Origin of the sequence: Paenarthrobacter nicotinovorans (assembly GCF_021919345.1) — a bacterium.
GTDB lineage: Bacteria > Actinomycetota > Actinomycetes > Actinomycetales > Micrococcaceae > Arthrobacter > Arthrobacter nicotinovorans.
Genome location: NZ_CP089293.1, coordinates 3,872,922 through 3,889,521, shown reverse-complemented (window position 1 = coordinate 3,889,521; position 16,600 = coordinate 3,872,922). Strand labels below are relative to the sequence as shown.

Sequence of the window (16,600 nt, the reverse complement as noted above, 5' to 3'; positions counted from 1 at the left end):
GTGATGCCCAATCTAGGGAGCTTTGGGTGCGTGGGTCGAGGCGCCGGTAACCGCCGTTCACCATGCGTCACGCACCGTCAACCCACGCAACGAAGCGACTCATATGGCCCTGCATGACGATGATTGTGACGCCGTGAGAACCCCGGCGAAGCCCCGCGAAGTCCAGTGAAGAAGTGCAAATTCCCGCCTTGCTGCGGGGTTTCGCACGCCCATAGATTGGCAGCCATCCGATAGACAACAACCGATCTGAAATGAGGTGGCGCATGAGTGCAATCGCACCGCCTGCCACGGCGGACACTGCACCGCCCACCCCGGATTATTCCGAGTACAAGCTGGTTCCTGCCCGTCATCCCTGGCGTTGGGTGGGCACAGTGGTGGTGGCCGCCGGCGTGGCCGCCATCGCATGGTCCCTTGTGACCAACCCCCGCTGGGAGTGGGGGGTGGTGGCCGAATGGTTCACGGCACAATCCGTAGTCAACGGCCTGGTGGAAACCCTCAAGCTCACGGCCATCTCAGGCGTCCTGGGATTCGTCCTAGGGTTCATCCTCGCCCTGATGCGGTTGTCGGCGTCCCCGCTGTTGGTTTCCGTCTCGTGGACCTTTTCGTGGATCTTCAGGTCGACTCCGCTGCTGGTCCAACTGCTGCTCTGGTACAACCTTGGCTACCTTTACGAGAAGATCAGCCTGGGCATCCCGTTCACGGACGTCCGCTTTTTCGAGGCCCAGACCACTACGCTGATCAGCCAGTTCGCTGCAGCAGTCCTGGGGCTCACCTTGAACCAGGCTGCCTACTCCGCGGAGATCATCCGCGGCGGCATCCTCTCCGTGGACCAGGGCCAGCTGGAAGCGGCCTCCGCGCTGGGCATTCCCGCGTGGCAGCGGAACACCAGGATCGTGCTGCCGCAAGCCATGCGTGCCATCCTGCCCAACGCCTTCAACGAGATCATCGGCCTGGTCAAGGGCACGTCGATCGTTTACGTCCTGGCTTACTCCGAGCTGTTCTACACAGTCCAGGTCATCTACAACCGGACCCAGCAGGTGCTGCCGCTGCTTCTCGTGGCGACGCTCTGGTACGTCGTGATCACCTCGGTACTGAGCGTTTTCCAGTACTACATCGAACGCCACTTCTCCAAGGGTGCCGTCCGGAACCTGCCGCTTACCCCGCTGCAGAAAGCGCGGAAATTCTTCGCTACCCATGTTGCTGCCTCTCCCACGAAGGACGCCCGATGAGCACCGTCGCCGCACGCAAAGAATCCAAGACGACAGCACAGGCCGCGGACGAGGCTCCGGCTGAAACTTCGGCTGCCGCGTCAGCCGGCACGACGGCGGCCCGGCCCGCCTCTGCTGACCGGCAAGCGACCCGAGGACAGGTGGATATCACCAACGTCCGTAAGTCCTTTGGCGCCACCGAGGTCCTCAAAGGCGTGTCACTGTCGGTTCCGCCGGGCGGCGTCGCGGTGATCGTGGGCCCCTCCGGTTCGGGCAAGTCCACCCTGCTCCGGACCATCAACCACCTGGAAAAGGTGGACGGCGGCTACATCACCATCGATGGCGAACTGGTGGGTTATGAGGTCCGCGGCAACAAGCTCCATGAGCTCCGTGAGAAGGACATCCTCAAGCAGCGCACCAACATCGGCATGGTGTTCCAGAGCTTCAACCTCTTCCCGCACCTCACGGCACTGGAGAACGTCATCGAAGCGCCGATCGTGGCCCAGAAGCGTTCCAAGGCCGAGGCCCGGAAGCGTGGTTTGGAGCTCCTGGACCGGGTGGGCTTGAAAGACCGCGCCGACGCCTACCCCCGCCAGCTCTCCGGCGGCCAGCAGCAGCGCGTTGCCATCGCCCGGGCGTTGGCACTCGATCCCAAGATCCTGCTCTTCGACGAGCCGACGTCCGCGTTGGACCCGGAGCTGGTCAACGAGGTCCTCGACGTTATCCGGGAACTCGCCACGTCCGGAACCACGCTCATCATCGTGACTCACGAGATGGGCTTTGCCCGGGACGTCGCGGACACCGTGGTGTTCATGGACGACGGCCTGATCGTCGAGTCCGGCACACCCCAGGACATCTTCGCCAACCCCCGCGAGGAACGCACCCGGAGCTTCTTCTCCAAAGTCATCGAACCAGCTTTCAACATCTAGGACACCCTCCATGCTTCGCACCGCCCACGGCTTCGCCGCTCATGAAACAAAACCGCGCTCAACTAAAAGCCGGCTCCTGGCACTTGCTGTACTTCCCGCCGTCGTGCTTCCTGCGCTGGCGGGGTGCTCCGATCCTGGAGCGTCGGCAGCAAAGCCCGAATCCGAAGCCGCCAGGAACGGAATCGTCTACAACACCTCCGTGGACCAGAACCGGATCCGGGGTGAGAAGGACACGACGGCGGCCGCAGCGGTTCCCGCAGCCATCGCGAAGGACGGCAAGCTGACCGTTGCCACCACAGCCGGCTCCATACCGCTGTCCTTCCACGCCACCGACGACAAAACGCCGATCGGCGTGGAAGTGGATATCGCCCAGCTTGTCGCCGACAAGCTCGGCCTGGACCTGGACCTGCAGGTGACGTCGTGGGAGAACTGGCCGCTCAAGACCCAGTCCGGTGACTTCGAGGCCGTCTTCTCCAACGTGGGCATCAACGCCGCCCGCGTGAAGCTGTTCGACTTCTCCACGTACCGTGCCGCGTTCATGGGCTTCGAAGCGAAGAAGAGCTCCAGCTACGACATTAAGGGCTCGGATGACATCTCCGGCCTGAAGATCTCCGTGGGCTCCGGCACCAACCAGGAGAAGATCCTGCTGGCTTGGAACAAGGAGCTCGAAGCGAAGGGCAAGGCTCCCGCCACCCTTCAGTACTACTCCTCCGACGCCGACACCATCCTGGCGTTGTCATCCGGCCGCACCGACCTGAACCTCGCTCCGTACCCCTCGGTGACCTATCGCGAGAACACCCGCGACGACCTCAAGGTAGTTGGCAAGGTCAACGCCGGATGGCCCTCCGAAACGTTGGTGGCAGCCACCACCCTCAAGGGCAACGGCCTGGCTCCGGCCATCACCGAAGCCCTGAACTCCACCATCAAGGACGGCTCGTACGGCAAGGTCCTGGAACGCTGGGGACTTTCCGAAGAAGCCGTGCCGGAGTCCAAGACCGTCACGGAAGCCACTTTTGGGACGGGAAAGTGAAGTTCCAAGTCCTCGACATCATCCCGCACCTGAAGAATCCGGTGACGGGGGAGATCGTCTCCACTGCTGATCGGCTCAACCAGGTGGTGGAGACGGCTCGCCGCGCGGAGGAACTCGGTTTCGACAGCTTCTCCGTGGGAGAGCGCCACGCCGGCGAGTTCGTCTCGTCATCCCCGACGACGGTCCTCGCCGCGATTGCCGCCGTCACCACCCGGATCCGCCTCCAGACCGGCGTCACCGTACTCTCCGTGCTGGATCCCGTGCGGGTGGCGGAAGACTACGCCACCATCGACCAACTGAGCCGCGGCCGCCTGGAGCTCGTGATCGGCAAGGGCAACGAGGTCCTGCAGTACCCGCTGTTCGGGCTGTCCCTCGATGACCAGTGGGACCTGCTCGCGGAAAAGTACGCGCTGCTGCGTACGCTGTGGCGCAAGGAAAGCGTCACGTGGTCGGGCCGCTTCCGGCCCGCCCTGACCGAGCCAACCACGACGACGCCCCGCCCCTTCGCGGGGTCGCCCCGGATTTGGCACGGCTCGGCTACAACCCTGACGTCCGCTGCGCTCGCCGCCAAATGGGGCGATCCCCTGTTCACGGCCAACGCCATCCAGCCGCGCGGGAACTACAAAGTCCTGATCGACCATTACCGCGAAGAGTACGAGCGCCACGGGCACGATCCCCGGCATCAGTACCTCGGCTCGGGCAGCGGTGCCGGCGGTGTGTTCATCGCGGACACCACCCAGGAAGCCATCCGGCAATACGGCCCGGTTTACGAAGGACTCACTGCCGGGCGCAACGTTCCGGGCAACAACACACCGTTCCGGGATATCCACCACGCCGTGGCGGAGGGACCGGCCCTGGTAGGCAGCCCGGAGCAGGTAATCGACAAGATCCTCAGCTACCACTCGCTGTACAACCACGATCTCCAGTCGATCTCCCTGCCCACCACACTGCCGTTCGAACAGCAGCTGGAGATACTGGAACGCTTCGCCCTGGACGTCATTCCCGCAGTCCGGGCGTCCGCACCGACAACCCTGTGGGAATCCGACGATCCCTTCGGCGGCCGCCCGGAATTCGCCGGCGCCACCGAACCGGACGCCGCAGCAACCGTAACCGCAGACCACGCCTTCAACAGGACGGACAACGCCCATGTCTACGCAAACTGACAGCGCCACGAACACCGCCTCCGGCCTCGAAGCCTTTGACGAGGAATGGCAGGAATGGCACGACGCCCATGAGCGTCACCGTGCCCACCCGCACGGCTTCCTCGCCGTGACCCACCTGCACTGGCTGACCGGCGACGCGACCCGGCTGGAAGGTGCCCCCGGCACCTGGAGTGTGGACGCCGACGTCGTGCGTGTCGTCCTGGAACCGGGCGAAAGCCTGCAGCAGGACGGTGTCGAGCTGAACAACGGGACCGTCCTCGAGCTGGGACCCATTGAGGAACGCGGCGGCATCAACCTGGTATCAGGAGACACAGTGATCGAGGTTGCCAAGCGCGGCGGCGAGTACATCGTGCGTCCCCGAAACCCGGAAAACGCGCTCCTGCGTCAGTACCAGGGCACTCCGGCGTACACGCCCAATGCTGCCTTCGCCGTGGCCGGTACCTTTGTCCCGTTCGAGGTCCCGCGGCCCACCACGGTGGGTGCCGCCGTCGAAGGCATCCAGCACGTGTACGAAGCCCCGGGCGAGATCCGCTTCAAGCTGGCCGGCGAGGAACTCGCGCTGACAGCCTTCAACGGGCATGCCCCGGGTTCCCTGTCCGTGCTGTTCACCGACCAGACCTCCGGCAAGACCACCTACGCGGCCAACCGCTCGCTGTCCGTGGTTCCCGCCGCAGATGGCTCGGTGCGGCTCGATTTCAACCGGGCAGTGAACCTGCCGTGCGCCTACACCGACCTTGCTACCTGCCCGCTGCCTCCCGCCGAAAACCGGCTCCCGGTGGCCATTGAAGCCGGCGAGAAGATTCCCTACGAACGTCAGGACCAGAAGTGAGCATTGCCAAGAAGGCCGGGTTCCTGGCCATTGAACTCGATGGTGCCGGGTACGCAAACCTTGCCCGCGCCGTCCTCGACGCCGAGTCCGCGGGCTTCCACGCGGCAACCTTCAAGGACACCCCGGAAGCCGGTCGCGCGAACGCCCTGCAACGGGCGGCCTTTGCCGGACCAATCACACGGACCATCGCCGTGGTCCCCGAGGTAGACACTGTATATACGGAGCCGTTCCACATTTCCACACAGCTTGCCAGCCTGGACTACGTTTCCGGCGGCAGGGCCGGGTGGATTGCCACGGCGGCGGAGTCGCCCGAGGCCGCTGCCGCCGTCGGACGGTCCTTTGTCACGGGTAACGCTCTTGCACAGGAAGCTGCCGCCTCGATCGAAGCAGGCCGCCGGCTCTGGGATTCCTGGGAAGACGACGCCGTGATCCGCGATGTCGCCACGGGGCGCTACCTGGACGTCGACAAGCTTCACTACGTGGACTTTGAAACCCCGGCTGACTTCAGTGGCACGCCGTATTCCGTGAAGGGACCGTCCATCATCCCCAGGCCCCTGCAAGGCCAGTTGCCCGTGCTGGCAGCTGCGAAGCTGGTGGGCGAAGGCCAGGTTCCGGTTGAGGCCGTGGACGCTGTCCTGGTGTCCGCACCGACGCCCGAGCTGCTGACTGCCGAAATCCGGGATGTCCGCGCACGGTTGGGCGGCTCGGTGGCGATTGTGGCGGAGCTCGACGTCATCCTGGACGCACGCGGGCAAAGCGCGGCCTCACGCCCGGTGGCCTCACCCGAGGCGGCCCTGTCCGACAGCGAACGGGCGCGTTACACCGGCCCCGCCGATGGACTCATCGAGCTCCTTGAGGTGCTGCTCGCCGAGGCCGACGGAGTCCGCCTCCACCCCGCGGCCCTGGAAGTGGAGCTGGAGGAACTGTCACGGCTGGTCCTCCCGGAGCTCCGGCGCCGCGGTTCAGTGCGGCCGCCCGTCCTGGATGGAACGTTCCGCGATGTACTCGGCCTGGAGCGCCCCCAAAGCCGCTATTCGACATCTGCCGCGGCCGTCGCCGCAGGAAAGCAGGGACCAGCATGACACGCGATATCTTCCAGCCGAGCGGCCGGATCCAGTTCGGTATCTTCTTCCAGGGCGTCAACTCCGGCACCATCTGGAAAGCGGCCGAATCCGGTTCGCAGACCGACTTCGAATCGTTCCGCCACATCGTGCAAACGGCTGAGCGTGGCAAGTTCGCCGCGTTCTTCCTGGGGGAAGGGCTGCGGCTCCGCGAACACCTCGGGCGCCCGCATGCCCTGGATGTCGCCGGACGGCCCGATGCCCAGACCATGCTCGCTGCTTTGGCGTCCGTGACGAAGAACATCGGCCTGGTGGCTACTCAGAACACCACCTACAACGACCCCGCAGACCTTGCACACCGTTTGTCCTCGCTGGACCTCATCTCCGGCGGGCGGGCCGCCTGGAACGTGGTGACGACGGACAACGCCTGGACCGGGGCAAACTTCCGCCGCGGCGGCTACCTTGACCACGCCGATCGCTACAAGCACGCCGAGGCTTTCGTCGAAACTGCCAAGCGGATCTGGGACTCCTGGGAAACGCCCACCGGCCCCGCACGCCGGGTGGTGCACCAAGGGCAGCACTACACCGTGGATGTCACCCCGCGCTTGCCCCGCAGTGCCCAGTACCGGCCCGTGCTGTTCCAGGCCGGCGACTCACCCGAGGGCCGCGACTTCGCTGCCCGGCAAGCGGACGTCATCTTCTCCGCGCACCCCAAGTTCGATGACGCCGTCGAGTTCCGGCGCGACATCGTTTCCCGCTCCGTAGCTGCCGGACGGGGTGCGAACGCGGTGCAGATCATGCCTGCCAGCGAATTCATCCTTGCCGCAACGGACCAGGAAGCCCAGGAGAAAAAGGCCTGGGTCCGGAGTCTGCAGATCGGACCCCAGCAGGCGATTGCCTACCTGGAACAGTTCTGGGGCCGCGAGCTTTCCTCCTACGATCCCGATGGTCCCCTCCCGGAGATCGATCCCGTGGTGGAGGAAACGTCCGAAACCCGCGGCAGCGGATTCCACGGTGCCAAGGCACGGCAACTTGCCGATCAGTGGAGGGCAGAGGCCAAGGACAAGGGCTTGAGCATCCGGCAGTTCGTCACCTCAAAGACGGCACGCATCGATGCCACCTTTACCGGTTCCTACACCGCCGTCGCCGACCACCTCGCCGAATACGCCAGGGTTGGTGCCGTGGACGGCTTCAACATTTCGCCATGGCTCATCCCCACCGGCCTGGACGAGATCGTGAACCACCTTGTGCCCGAGCTCCAGGACCGTGGCGTGTACCCCACGGAGTACCGGGGCGCCACGCTCCGCGAAAACCTGGGCCTGGAAACGCCCGTGCGTTCCTGATGAAGCGTGCAGATTCTGCTGGATCATTCCGTTGGCGCCGGCGAAAAACCCCGGAAACGCGGGGCGTGTTCCGCCTGCTCCTGGCAATGATTCAGCAGAATTCCGCATCGGAGGGCGGGGATGATGCCCGCGCGACGGTGAAGCTCCAGCTGACGGTGTGGGGGCAGTCCCTCTAATGGACCGCTAGAGCAGTTCCCGGAACACGTCCCAGCCGTTGCCGACCGGGCCGTACGGACCATAAAGCCCTGTGGTGGCAGCGCCTGTGGAGTACAGGACAAGATCGCCGTTCTGGTTGATGGCAACCAGGTTGTTGTACTTCTGATGAGCGAAGCTGCCCAGGCCCGACACATCCCGGAACGTGTTCCAGCCGCTGCCCATGAACGCGGGAACACCCCAGCCGCCCTGGCCGTCGGTGGGGTACAGCTGGAGGCCGCCGCTGTGGTCGCGGCCGAAGATCTCCACTGTGCCGTCGCCGTTCATGTCGCCGCTGGTGATGATCTTGTTCATGACCTGCCAGCCCCAGCCCACCTTGCCGGGCGCCAGCCACCCGCCCTCGCCATCTCCGGGGTACAGGAACAGATCGCCCGCGGGATTCCGGGCAAGGACATCGTTGTGGCCGTCGCCGTTGAAGTCCCCGGGACCCACGATCGAGTCGAAAATGTTCCAACCGGCGCCCACCTGGCGGGCAGGAAGCCAGCCGCCGTCGCCGTCACCCGGGTAGAGGAACAACTGGCCCGCTGAGTTCCTGGCAAGGAGGTCATTGAATCCGTCGCCGTCAAAGTCGCCGGGCGAGAAGACAATGTTGAACATGTTCCAGCCCGCCCCTACCTGCCGGGGTTCGTCCCATGTTCCCCAGTACGCGGGGCAGGGTCCCTCGCAGGCGCCCTTGTAATACGTGTAGGTCCGCGGGTACAGGATCAGCCGGCCGTCGGCGGTCCGGGCCAGGGGTTCGAAGTTGCCCCTGCCTGTCCAGCCCATTGCCCGGTTGGAAGCTTTGATCGGCGCGGTTTCCGCACTCAACTGCGTGCCTGTGGGGCAGCCGGGCTCACCGGGAGTCAACGGATGGACACGCAACGAGATCCTGGAGCCCTGGTCTTCGGGCAGGACCTTCAGGGTTTCTCCCTGGCGTTCCTGGGGTAGGGTCTCACCGTCGCGCAGCCACTCCAGGGTGATGCCGTCGCTGGAACCGTCGGGGTACCTGCAACCCCAGTAGTCGTAGTTGTACTGGCGGCGCATCTCGGACCCAACGTACGGAACGCCGTCGATGTACGGAGTTGGCTGGTAGTCGGCAAGGGCTGGTCCGGCGCCCACCAGCCCGGATGCCAGAAGGCCCGTTGCCGTTGCAGTAGTGGTTGCACGTCTTAACAGACGCGATCGAATCAACAAGCGCGCTCGAAAGTTCCCCATTTTTCCCCCCGGAAAGTATCGCGTCATGGCCGCGTGGTGTGTGCTGAGGTTACCGCATTCCGGGGAGGCGTGGTCAGCTGTTGCCCGGGGCCACCATGAACACGTCGACGGGGTCCTCGGATTCCAGGACGAAGCCGTGCCGTTCGTAAAGACGCCGGGCCGGGCTTCCCTGGAGCACGTCCAGGCGGAAGGGGCGTTCGTCCACCGATGCGCCCATCACATGCCGGAGAACGGCCCCGCCAAGTCCCTTGCCCTGATGTGCCGGGGCGATGAAGAAATGTTCTATCCACCGGGCGTCCGCTTCGGGCCTGACCGCGATCACTCCGGCGTCGACGCCGTCGCTATGGATGACGTAGGTTTGCTCCGGCTCGAAGGCGGCAAGGAAGCGCTCGCGGACGCGCACGGGGTCGAAGCGTCCGAGGCGTTCCAGGTCCGGCCGCATCACCACGGCGCGAAGCTCGGCAATCCAGGCGGCATCGGTGGCTACGGCGGGGCGGAGGACAAAGTCAGGCATGGATCAAGCCTATGCGGGACGGCCGAACCATAGGATGAAAGCTGACGAAAGGTGCAGCCACAATGGTCACACGCGAAGAAGTAGAAGCAGCATACGCCCGGACATCGGGCTGGGTGCGGCACACGCCCCTTGCTGAAAGCGGGAACCAGGAGCCGTACCACTTGTGGTTCAAGTGCGAGTACATGCAGCACACGGGCTCGTTCAAGGCCCGCGGTGCCTTCAACCGGCTGCTCACCGCCAGGGAGAACGGTGAATTGGATCCCGGCGTCGGCATCGTGGTGGCTTCCGGTGGGAACGCCGGCCTGGCGAACGCATTTGCCGCAGCGAAGCTCGGCGTTCCCGCCACCGTGTTCGTCCCCGAATCGGCTCCGGCGAACAAGGTCCACAAGCTGTACGCCGTTGGGGCCACAGTAGTCCAAGGCGGTGCCGAGTACGCCGAGGCCTACGCCGCCGCCGTGAAGTTCGCGGAGGAAAAAGGCGCTGTCTATTGCCACGCTTACGACCAGCCGGAGATCGTGGCGGGTGCCGGTGGCGTCGGCCTTGAGCTGCTGGATGAACTGCCCGACGTCGATACCATACTGGTTGCCGTAGGTGGAGGCGGGTTGATGGGCGGCATTGCCGCAGCCGTTGAGGGGAGGGCCCATGTGGTGGGCGTCGAACCGGAGACGGTTCCCACGCTGCACACCGCGCTGGCCCAGGGCGAGCCGGTAGATGTGGCTGTCTCCGGCATTGCCGCCGATTCCCTGGGTGCCCGGCGGATCGGCGAGATCGGTTTCGGGGTCGCCCGCCGGACCGGGGTAGAGAGCGTCCTGGTCACGGACCAGGACATCGTCGACGCCCGGCGCGCCTTGTGGGAGAAGCACAGGATCGTGGTGGAACACGGCGCTGCCGCGGCGTACTCGGCCCTGCTTTCAGGGGCGTACACACCGAACGACGGCGAGACCGTGGCGGTCGTTCTCTGCGGCGCCAACACGGATCCCGCCCACTTCTAGGCGCACCAAAGCAGGGGACAGCAAACGCTCCATCGAGCGGTCATCGCGACATATGCTGTCCCCTGCTTGGGTGGGGTACTACTTCTTGGGCAGGCCTGCCGGGTTCAGCTCGGACGCCGGGATGGCCTCGGAGGACAGTCCCCAGCGGTCCAGGATCTTGCCGTAGTTGCCGTCCTTGATGAGGGTATTGAGGGCTGCCTGCGCGGCGACGGCCAAGCCGTTGCCCTTCTGGGTGGTGAAAGCAATTTCGGCCTTCAGGGGCCAGCCTCCCTCAAGGGTGCCCACCTCCTTGGTTTTGCCGTCCTTGGCAGCCTTGTATGCGGCGGAGGCGTTGGGTCCGAACGTCAGGTCCGCACGTCCGGACTGGAGGGCGAGCTGGGAGGCGGAGTCGTCGTCGTAATACTGGAACTCAACCGGCTTCAGCCCGTTCTTCTTGTTCTCCTCGTCCCAGCGCACCAGGATTGCTTCCTGGTTGGTGCCCGAGCCGACGATGATGCGCTTGCCTGCGACGTCCTTGGGTTCCTTCACTGTTGAGATGTCGGAGTCGGCCTTGGCGTAGAAGCCCAGGAGGTCGTTGCGGTAGGTGGCGAAGTCGAACTTTTCCTTACGGGCCTCGGTGACCGTGACGTTGGAGAGGACGGCCTCGTACTTTCCGGATTCGACACCCAGCGGCCAGTCGGCCCACGCAACCGGCAGCACCTCGACCTGCAATCCCAGGGTCTCGCCCACTGCGTAGGCGATATCCACTTCGCTGCCGATCAGCGTCTTGTTGTCAGTGGCGAACGTGCTCAATGGGGGAGTGCCGCCTGTGGTCACCACGGTCAGTTTGCCGTCGGCTTTGATGGCGTCGGGGACCAAGGCTGCCGCAGCGGAATCCACGGCCACTTTGATGCGGTCCTGCTGCGGGGTCAGGTTGAATTGTTTGGTTGCGCTGGATGAAGCGTTCGACGCCGGCGCTGACGCGGCTGCCGTGGCTCCTGGATCCGAGCATGCCGTCAACCCCAGCAGTGCGGTGGCGGCCAGCGCCGCGGTGATGCCGGATGCGGCGGTAAAACGTGCCATGGGTTCTCCTCGAAGGGCTCTGATGCGTAGTCGTGGCTGCAACTATCCGGCAGGCCCGCGAGGGTGGTCAAAGCGCTCCGAAACCCTGGGATACAGGGGTTCACGGCAGTTAATCAGGCGTCGAACAGGGTCACAAAGGCCGGGCCCGAACAGCACGCGACGCAACTCACAGAAATAAGCCGGGTGCCGCCGTCGTTGTCGCTAGAGTGCCCGGAAAGCAGAAGCGGGCGCCGCGAAACGTACCGAAAGGCTTCACCGTGACTGTTCCTCTTTCCATCCTCGACCTGGCAACCATCGGGAAGGGCCAGACGGTGGCGGAGAGCCTTGCGGGCAGTGTCGCCATGGCGCAGAAGGCCGAAGAGCTTGGCTACCGTCGGGTCTGGTACGCCGAGCACCACAACATGTCCGCCATCGCGTCGTCGGCCACGAGCGTGCTGATCGCCCACGTCGCCGCGCACACCAACACCATCCGCCTGGGCGCCGGCGGTGTGATGCTGCCCAACCACTCGCCGTTGACCATCGCCGAACAATTCGGCACCTTGGAGACGCTCCACCCGGGACGCATCGACCTCGGTTTGGGACGTGCCCCCGGCAGCGACCAGAACACCATGCGTGCGCTGCGCCGTGACCACACATCCTCCGACAGGTTCCCGCAGGACGTCCTGGAACTGCAGGGCTACCTCACAGGCCCCACCCGCATCCAGGGTGTCGAAGCGACGCCAGGCAAGGGCACCAACGTGCCGCTGTACATTCTGGGTTCCTCGCTCTTCGGCGCGCAGCTGGCCGCCCAGCTGGGTTTGCCGTACGCCTTCGCTTCACACTTCGCCCCGGCCGCGCTGCAGGACGCCGTGGCTGTTTACCGGCGTGAGTTCAAGCCCTCGGAACAGTTGTCCGAGCCGTACGTGATCGCGGGAGTGAACGTCACCGCGGCGGACACCAATGCCGAGGCGCAGGCCATCAACCTGGCAGTGAAGCGTGCACGGGTCTCCCTGTTCTTCGGTGGCGGACGCGAGTTCACGGATGACGAAGCGGATATGGTCCTCGACTCCCCGCAGGGCCAGCACATCGCCCAGATGATGAAGTTCTCGGCCGTCGGCACCAAGGACGTTGTCCGCGAGTACCTGGATGAGTTCGCCCGGTTCGCAGACGCAGACGAATTGATCGTGGCCCACCAGAGCATCGGCACTGCGGAGCGTTTGCGGTCCGTGGAGCTGCTTGCCGAGGTAGCTGGCCTGGTACCGGCGTAAACACCCGCATAAATCCAAGGAAAAGCTTTACTCGTTTGCAATCTACTAGGTAGTCAAGCGAAACCGTCCGGGCGGAGACTGTAGTTATCCGCTTCGGAAGGATCCGCCATGCCCACGCACTTGAATCAATCAGTCGCCGACTCCGCGCTGCTGATGAAATCGCTCCCGCTTGGCCTCCTCCGGACGGTCCTTCAATCCGACGCGCACAACGGCATCACTCCTGAGCTGTTCGCGGAGCTTAAGGTCCTGGCCAGGGTTCCCGGCCTCCTGGTGGCCTGCAACTACGGCGGGACGCTCTGCTCGGCGGAGGGAGTATCCACCGAGACGCTGCCCTTGGACAGCGCGGCGGTGGCGCTCCGGGCTCTCGCAGCCCTCCCGAACACCCACGCAGCCATCATTTCCGGCAGGTCTTTGCGGGACCTGGCAGCAGTGTCCCGGCTTCCGGCCGAGGTCCATTTGGTGGGTTCCCACGGGGTGGAGTTCGACATGGGCTACGCCTACACGCTTTCCCTCGCCACGGAGCAGTTGCTCCAACAGGTAGCTACGGCGTTGACCGAAGCCGTGGGATTCGAGAAGGGCATCAGCGTTGTCCGAAAGCCCGTAGGCGTTGCTGTCCACACCCGGCCGGCCACGCCCGAGGTTGTGGACCGGGCGGTGTACGCCTCGCAGAGGATCGCGATCGAATTCGGCCTCTACTTCATCATCGACGGAACGGTGCTGGACCTCACGGTGGAGGAGCCGGCGAAGGGCCAAGCCCTGGAGCAGCTCCGCGCCCGGTTGGGCGTCAGCGCGGCACTGTATGCGGGCGATGCCGAGAGCGACGAAAAAGCGCTGGCCACTTTGCGGGGGCCGGACCTCGGTTTGCATGTGGGGCCCGGAAGCACGACGGCGGCACACACCCTTCCGGATCCGGAAGCCTTTGCGCACGTGCTGGCCTTGCTGTTCGAGCTGCGGCGGGCATGGCTCTTCGGCGAAGACGCAGTGGGCCTGGAACGACACTCGATGATCGGCAACGGAAGCTCCACGGCCTTGCTTACGCCGGATGCCAAGGTCTGCTGGATGAGCCACCCGTTGCCCGATTCGGGCTCTCTGTTCGCCCATATCCTCGGCGGCGACCCTGCCGGCCACTTTAGTATCGAACCGGCGAAACCGTCACAGGTGCTGGCCCAGCGCTACGTGGACAACACCATGATCGTGGAAACCCGTTGGGCAGACGTTACCGTGACGGACTACCTGGAACCCGCCCCGGAGGGGATCACCAGCCTGGTCCGGGTGTTGTCCGGAACGGGGTCGGCCCGCGTGGTCTTCGCTCCGCGGCCCGACTACGCCAACGCACCGTTCAGCATGGAAATCCGCGGCGACGAGGTCCATATCCTGGGCACCTCGGATCCGATCATCCTGTCCGCTCCCGGGGTCGCCTTCTCCATCACCAGCGACGGCCGCTACGCCACTGCTACAGCTGAAGTCGCCCTCAGCGACGGGCCTGTGGTCCTCAATATGCGCTGTGGGGATACCGAGCCGCCGCCCCCGGACCCGGCCGGCGAGCCCCACCGTCGTGCCGCCGTCGGGCAGGTTGCGCGTGAGTGGGTCAAAGCACTGCAGCTGCCCACCATCAAAACTTCGCTGGTGCGGCGCTCCGCGCTGGTCCTCAAGTCGCTGGTCCACGAGCCCACCGGTGCCGTCCTGGCTGCGCCCACCACGTCCCTGCCGGAAGGAATCGGCGGAACCCGGAACTGGGATTACCGGTACTGCTGGCTGCGCGACGGGTCCATGACCGTGAACTCGCTGGTGTCCTTGGGATCCACGGAGGAAGCGGACGGGTTCCTGCGGTGGCTGGGCCGCATCCTGGACAACGCCCCCGGCCCGGAATGGCTGCACCCCCTTTACTCGGTGACTGGCTCACCGTTGTCTACGGAGGCCATCGTGGAGAGCCTGCCGGGGTACGCGGGGTCCAGGCCTGTACGGATCGGGAACGCAGCGGACCACCAGGTGCAACTGGACGTGTTCGGCCCCATCGCCGAGCTGATCCATGATCTGTCGGAGCGGCGCGGATTCCTGCCGGACGGGCACTGGTTCCTGATGGAGCAAATGGCGCATGCGGTGCTGGCCCGCTGGCATGAGCCCGACCACGGGATCTGGGAAGCGCGCCGCCCGCCTCGCCACCACGTCTATACCAAGGTCATGTGCTGGGTCACGCTGGACCGGGCGCTGCGTGCTGCTGCCCTGCACGGCCGGACGCCGCACGCGGACTGGGCGCCCACGGCCGCGACGATCCGTGAAGAAGTCCTTCGCGAGGGCTGGGATTCGTCGGCGCGGTCCTACACCGTGGCCTACGACAGCCCGGACCTCGACGCCGCAGTTCTCCACGTCGGACTGTCCGGCCTCCTGGACGTCCAGGACCAGCGGTTCCTGGATACCGTGACTGCGGTGGAGCGGGAGCTGCGCGTCGGTCCTACGGTCTTCCGGTACAGGTACGACGACGGCCTGCCGGGTCTGGAGGGCGGCTTCCACATTTGCACCACCTGGCTGATTGAGGCGTACCTCGCGGTGGGGCGACTGGACGATGCGCTGGAACTGTTCAACCAGTTGGTGGCCCTGTTCGGTCCCACCGGGCTGCTGCCCGAGGAGTATGATCCGGGCACGGAAACGCACCTCGGCAACCATCCCCAGGCCTACTCACACCTCGGCTTCATCCGCTGCGCGCAGCTCCTGGACCACTACCTGGCCAGCGCCGACGTGGAGTAACGCTGGTTGGGTCAGGTAAGCAGCAGTGCGACGGCGATCATCGCCGGCACTGCCACGATCGTGGTGATGAGCACGGTGTCCTTGGCGACGGTAATTCCCGCCTGGTAACGGTTGGCGGCCACGAACACGTTCTGGGCTGTGGGCAGCGCCGCGGTCACCACCACCGCGAACAGCGCATGGCCGTCCATCCCGAGGGCGAAGCGGGCGAAAAGATATGCCACCAACGGGTGCACGACGAGTTTGAAGCCGCTGGCCAACAGGGTGTCGAGCCGGCGTCCTGCGGACTTCTGCAGGGGCCTGGAACCGTTCAGGCTCATCCCGAACGCCATCAGCATCGCAGGAATCGCGGCCCCGCCAATGAGGTGGATCGGCTCGAGAATAAGCGTTGGCACCTGGAAACCGGTGCCCGCCACCAGAAGGCCCAACGCTGAGCCCACGATCATGGGGTTCCGCACGATCATCAGGACGAAGCGCAGGGGAGTGGTCCGATGTGAACTGGTACTGGCATCGAGGGCCATCAGGTACATGGGGGTGAAAAACGCCAACTGGAAGATCAACAGCGGTGCCACATAGCTCGCATCGCCCAGGACGAACACGGCGATGGGGATCCCCAGGTTGGCTGAATTGGCCAGCGACGCACTCATGGAAGACATGAGCGCTTCGGGCATGCTGCGCTTCAACCAGAGCTTCACGATCAGGAAGAACAGCAGGCCGGTGATGACGGCGCCGACGGCCGTGACCAACAACGGAGCGGCGAAAACATCATGCAGTTTCGCCTTGCTCAAGGTCTCGAAGAGGAGCGCGGGGCTAGCCACGAAGAACGTCAGGGAACTTAACACGGAGCGGGCGTTGTCACCGAGGATGCCGCGACGGCCAACGAACATGCCCACCAGGATGATGGCCCAGACAACGAAAAACCCGGACAGGACGCCGATCATGACGGCGTGCCGGCGGGGATTTGTTGGATCACGAACTACAGCCTAGCCAGAACAGCCGCGTGAGTAAGCGTTTTCAGGCGACCGTCCCGATATTTGGACCCTGAACGCGCCCGACGCCGGCACCCTGGTGAG

General features: G+C 64.9%; 14 protein-coding genes. 10 read left to right on the top strand and 4 right to left on the bottom strand.

Annotation, left to right across the window (positions count from 1 at the left end):
* The first annotated feature begins 263 nt into the window (after positions 1-263).
* Genes JMY29_RS18055 through JMY29_RS18025 form a run of 7 tightly spaced genes read left to right on the top strand, consistent with a single transcriptional unit; the run spans position 264 to position 7,563 of the window.
* Positions 264-1,229, top strand: a complete 966-nt coding sequence (locus JMY29_RS18055; protein ID WP_018778116.1) for an amino acid ABC transporter permease — start codon at positions 264-266, stop codon at positions 1,227-1,229.
* The gene (locus tag JMY29_RS18050; protein WP_229778642.1) at positions 1,226-2,137 is read left to right on the top strand and encodes an amino acid ABC transporter ATP-binding protein; all 912 of its coding nucleotides are present in this window, start codon (positions 1,226-1,228) and stop codon (positions 2,135-2,137) included. The genes JMY29_RS18055 and JMY29_RS18050 overlap by 4 nt, the downstream gene beginning before the upstream one ends.
* Positions 2,138-2,147: 10 nt before the next feature.
* Positions 2,148-3,167, top strand: a complete 1,020-nt coding sequence (locus JMY29_RS18045) for an ABC transporter substrate-binding protein (protein ID WP_189076334.1) — start codon at positions 2,148-2,150, stop codon at positions 3,165-3,167.
* Entirely contained in the window at positions 3,164-4,330 is a 1,167-nt protein-coding gene (locus JMY29_RS18040; protein WP_018778119.1) for an LLM class flavin-dependent oxidoreductase, read from the top strand. Before JMY29_RS18045 ends, JMY29_RS18040 begins: the two co-directional genes overlap by 4 nt.
* The gene (locus JMY29_RS18035; protein WP_018778120.1) at positions 4,314-5,159 is read left to right on the top strand and encodes a DUF1684 domain-containing protein; all 846 of its coding nucleotides are present in this window, start codon (positions 4,314-4,316) and stop codon (positions 5,157-5,159) included. The genes JMY29_RS18040 and JMY29_RS18035 overlap by 17 nt, the downstream gene beginning before the upstream one ends.
* Positions 5,156-6,241 (top strand): LLM class flavin-dependent oxidoreductase, encoded by a 1,086-nt coding sequence (locus tag JMY29_RS18030; protein WP_189076333.1) that lies wholly within the window; start codon positions 5,156-5,158, stop codon positions 6,239-6,241. Before JMY29_RS18035 ends, JMY29_RS18030 begins: the two co-directional genes overlap by 4 nt.
* On the top strand, positions 6,238-7,563 hold the full coding sequence (locus tag JMY29_RS18025; RefSeq protein ID WP_079581857.1) for an NtaA/DmoA family FMN-dependent monooxygenase: 1,326 nt from the start codon (positions 6,238-6,240) through the stop codon (positions 7,561-7,563). The genes JMY29_RS18030 and JMY29_RS18025 overlap by 4 nt, the downstream gene beginning before the upstream one ends.
* 183 nt (positions 7,564-7,746) lie before the next feature.
* Here the strand turns inward: JMY29_RS18025 and JMY29_RS18020 are convergent, their stop codons facing one another.
* Complete coding sequence (locus JMY29_RS18020; RefSeq protein ID WP_189076332.1) at positions 7,747-8,970, bottom strand: FG-GAP repeat domain-containing protein; 1,224 nt, start codon at positions 8,968-8,970, stop codon at positions 7,747-7,749.
* 73 nt (positions 8,971-9,043) lie between these two features.
* Entirely contained in the window at positions 9,044-9,484 is a 441-nt protein-coding gene (locus JMY29_RS18015; protein WP_064722454.1) for a GNAT family N-acetyltransferase, read from the bottom strand.
* Positions 9,485-9,546: 62 nt separating this feature from the next.
* Between JMY29_RS18015 and JMY29_RS18010 the strand changes: the two genes are divergently transcribed.
* Positions 9,547-10,476, top strand: a complete 930-nt coding sequence (locus JMY29_RS18010; protein ID WP_189076331.1) for a threonine/serine dehydratase — start codon at positions 9,547-9,549, stop codon at positions 10,474-10,476.
* Positions 10,477-10,554: 78 nt separating this feature from the next.
* Here the strand turns inward: JMY29_RS18010 and JMY29_RS18005 are convergent, their stop codons facing one another.
* Positions 10,555-11,538 carry an ABC transporter substrate-binding protein gene (locus JMY29_RS18005; protein WP_018778127.1) on the bottom strand — a complete coding sequence of 328 codons (984 nt, stop codon included), beginning with the start codon at positions 11,536-11,538 and terminating at the stop codon, positions 10,555-10,557.
* Positions 11,539-11,795: 257 nt separating this feature from the next.
* On the opposite strand from JMY29_RS18005, the gene JMY29_RS18000 reads away from it, so the two are divergent.
* Both JMY29_RS18000 and JMY29_RS17995 read left to right on the top strand, forming a co-directional pair.
* Positions 11,796-12,785 carry an LLM class flavin-dependent oxidoreductase gene (locus tag JMY29_RS18000; RefSeq protein WP_026267225.1) on the top strand — a complete coding sequence of 330 codons (990 nt, stop codon included), beginning with the start codon at positions 11,796-11,798 and terminating at the stop codon, positions 12,783-12,785.
* Between the two features lie 108 nt (positions 12,786-12,893).
* Positions 12,894-15,530, top strand: coding sequence for a trehalase-like domain-containing protein (locus tag JMY29_RS17995; RefSeq protein ID WP_189076330.1), 2,637 nt, complete (start codon positions 12,894-12,896; stop codon positions 15,528-15,530).
* An 11-nt stretch (positions 15,531-15,541) separates the two neighbouring features.
* On the opposite strand, the gene JMY29_RS17990 is transcribed toward JMY29_RS17995, so the two are convergent.
* On the bottom strand, positions 15,542-16,468 hold the full coding sequence (locus JMY29_RS17990) for an AEC family transporter (protein WP_018778130.1): 927 nt from the start codon (positions 16,466-16,468) through the stop codon (positions 15,542-15,544).
* Positions 16,469-16,600: the final 132 nt, after the last annotated feature.

Excerpts from the sequence above, each read along its gene's own strand:
- JMY29_RS18025 (WP_079581857.1), top strand. The coding sequence starts at position 6,238 with ATGACACGCGATATCTTCCAGCCGAGCGGCCGGATCCAGTTCGGTATC.
- JMY29_RS18045 (WP_189076334.1), top strand. The coding sequence starts at position 2,148 with ATGCTTCGCACCGCCCACGGCTTCGCCGCTCATGAAACAAAACCGCGC.
- JMY29_RS18010 (WP_189076331.1), top strand. The coding sequence starts at position 9,547 with ATGGTCACACGCGAAGAAGTAGAAGCAGCATACGCCCGGACATCGGGC.
- JMY29_RS18055 (WP_018778116.1), top strand. The coding sequence starts at position 264 with ATGAGTGCAATCGCACCGCCTGCCACGGCGGACACTGCACCGCCCACC.
- JMY29_RS17990 (WP_018778130.1), bottom strand. The coding sequence starts at position 16,468 with ATGATCGGCGTCCTGTCCGGGTTTTTCGTTGTCTGGGCCATCATCCTG.
- JMY29_RS18020 (WP_189076332.1), bottom strand. The coding sequence starts at position 8,970 with ATGGGGAACTTTCGAGCGCGCTTGTTGATTCGATCGCGTCTGTTAAGA.
- JMY29_RS18005 (WP_018778127.1), bottom strand. The coding sequence starts at position 11,538 with ATGGCACGTTTTACCGCCGCATCCGGCATCACCGCGGCGCTGGCCGCC.
- JMY29_RS18050 (WP_229778642.1), top strand. The coding sequence starts at position 1,226 with ATGAGCACCGTCGCCGCACGCAAAGAATCCAAGACGACAGCACAGGCC.
- JMY29_RS17995 (WP_189076330.1), top strand. The coding sequence starts at position 12,894 with ATGCCCACGCACTTGAATCAATCAGTCGCCGACTCCGCGCTGCTGATG.
- JMY29_RS18015 (WP_064722454.1), bottom strand. The coding sequence starts at position 9,484 with ATGCCTGACTTTGTCCTCCGCCCCGCCGTAGCCACCGATGCCGCCTGG.
- JMY29_RS18035 (WP_018778120.1), top strand. The coding sequence starts at position 4,314 with ATGTCTACGCAAACTGACAGCGCCACGAACACCGCCTCCGGCCTCGAA.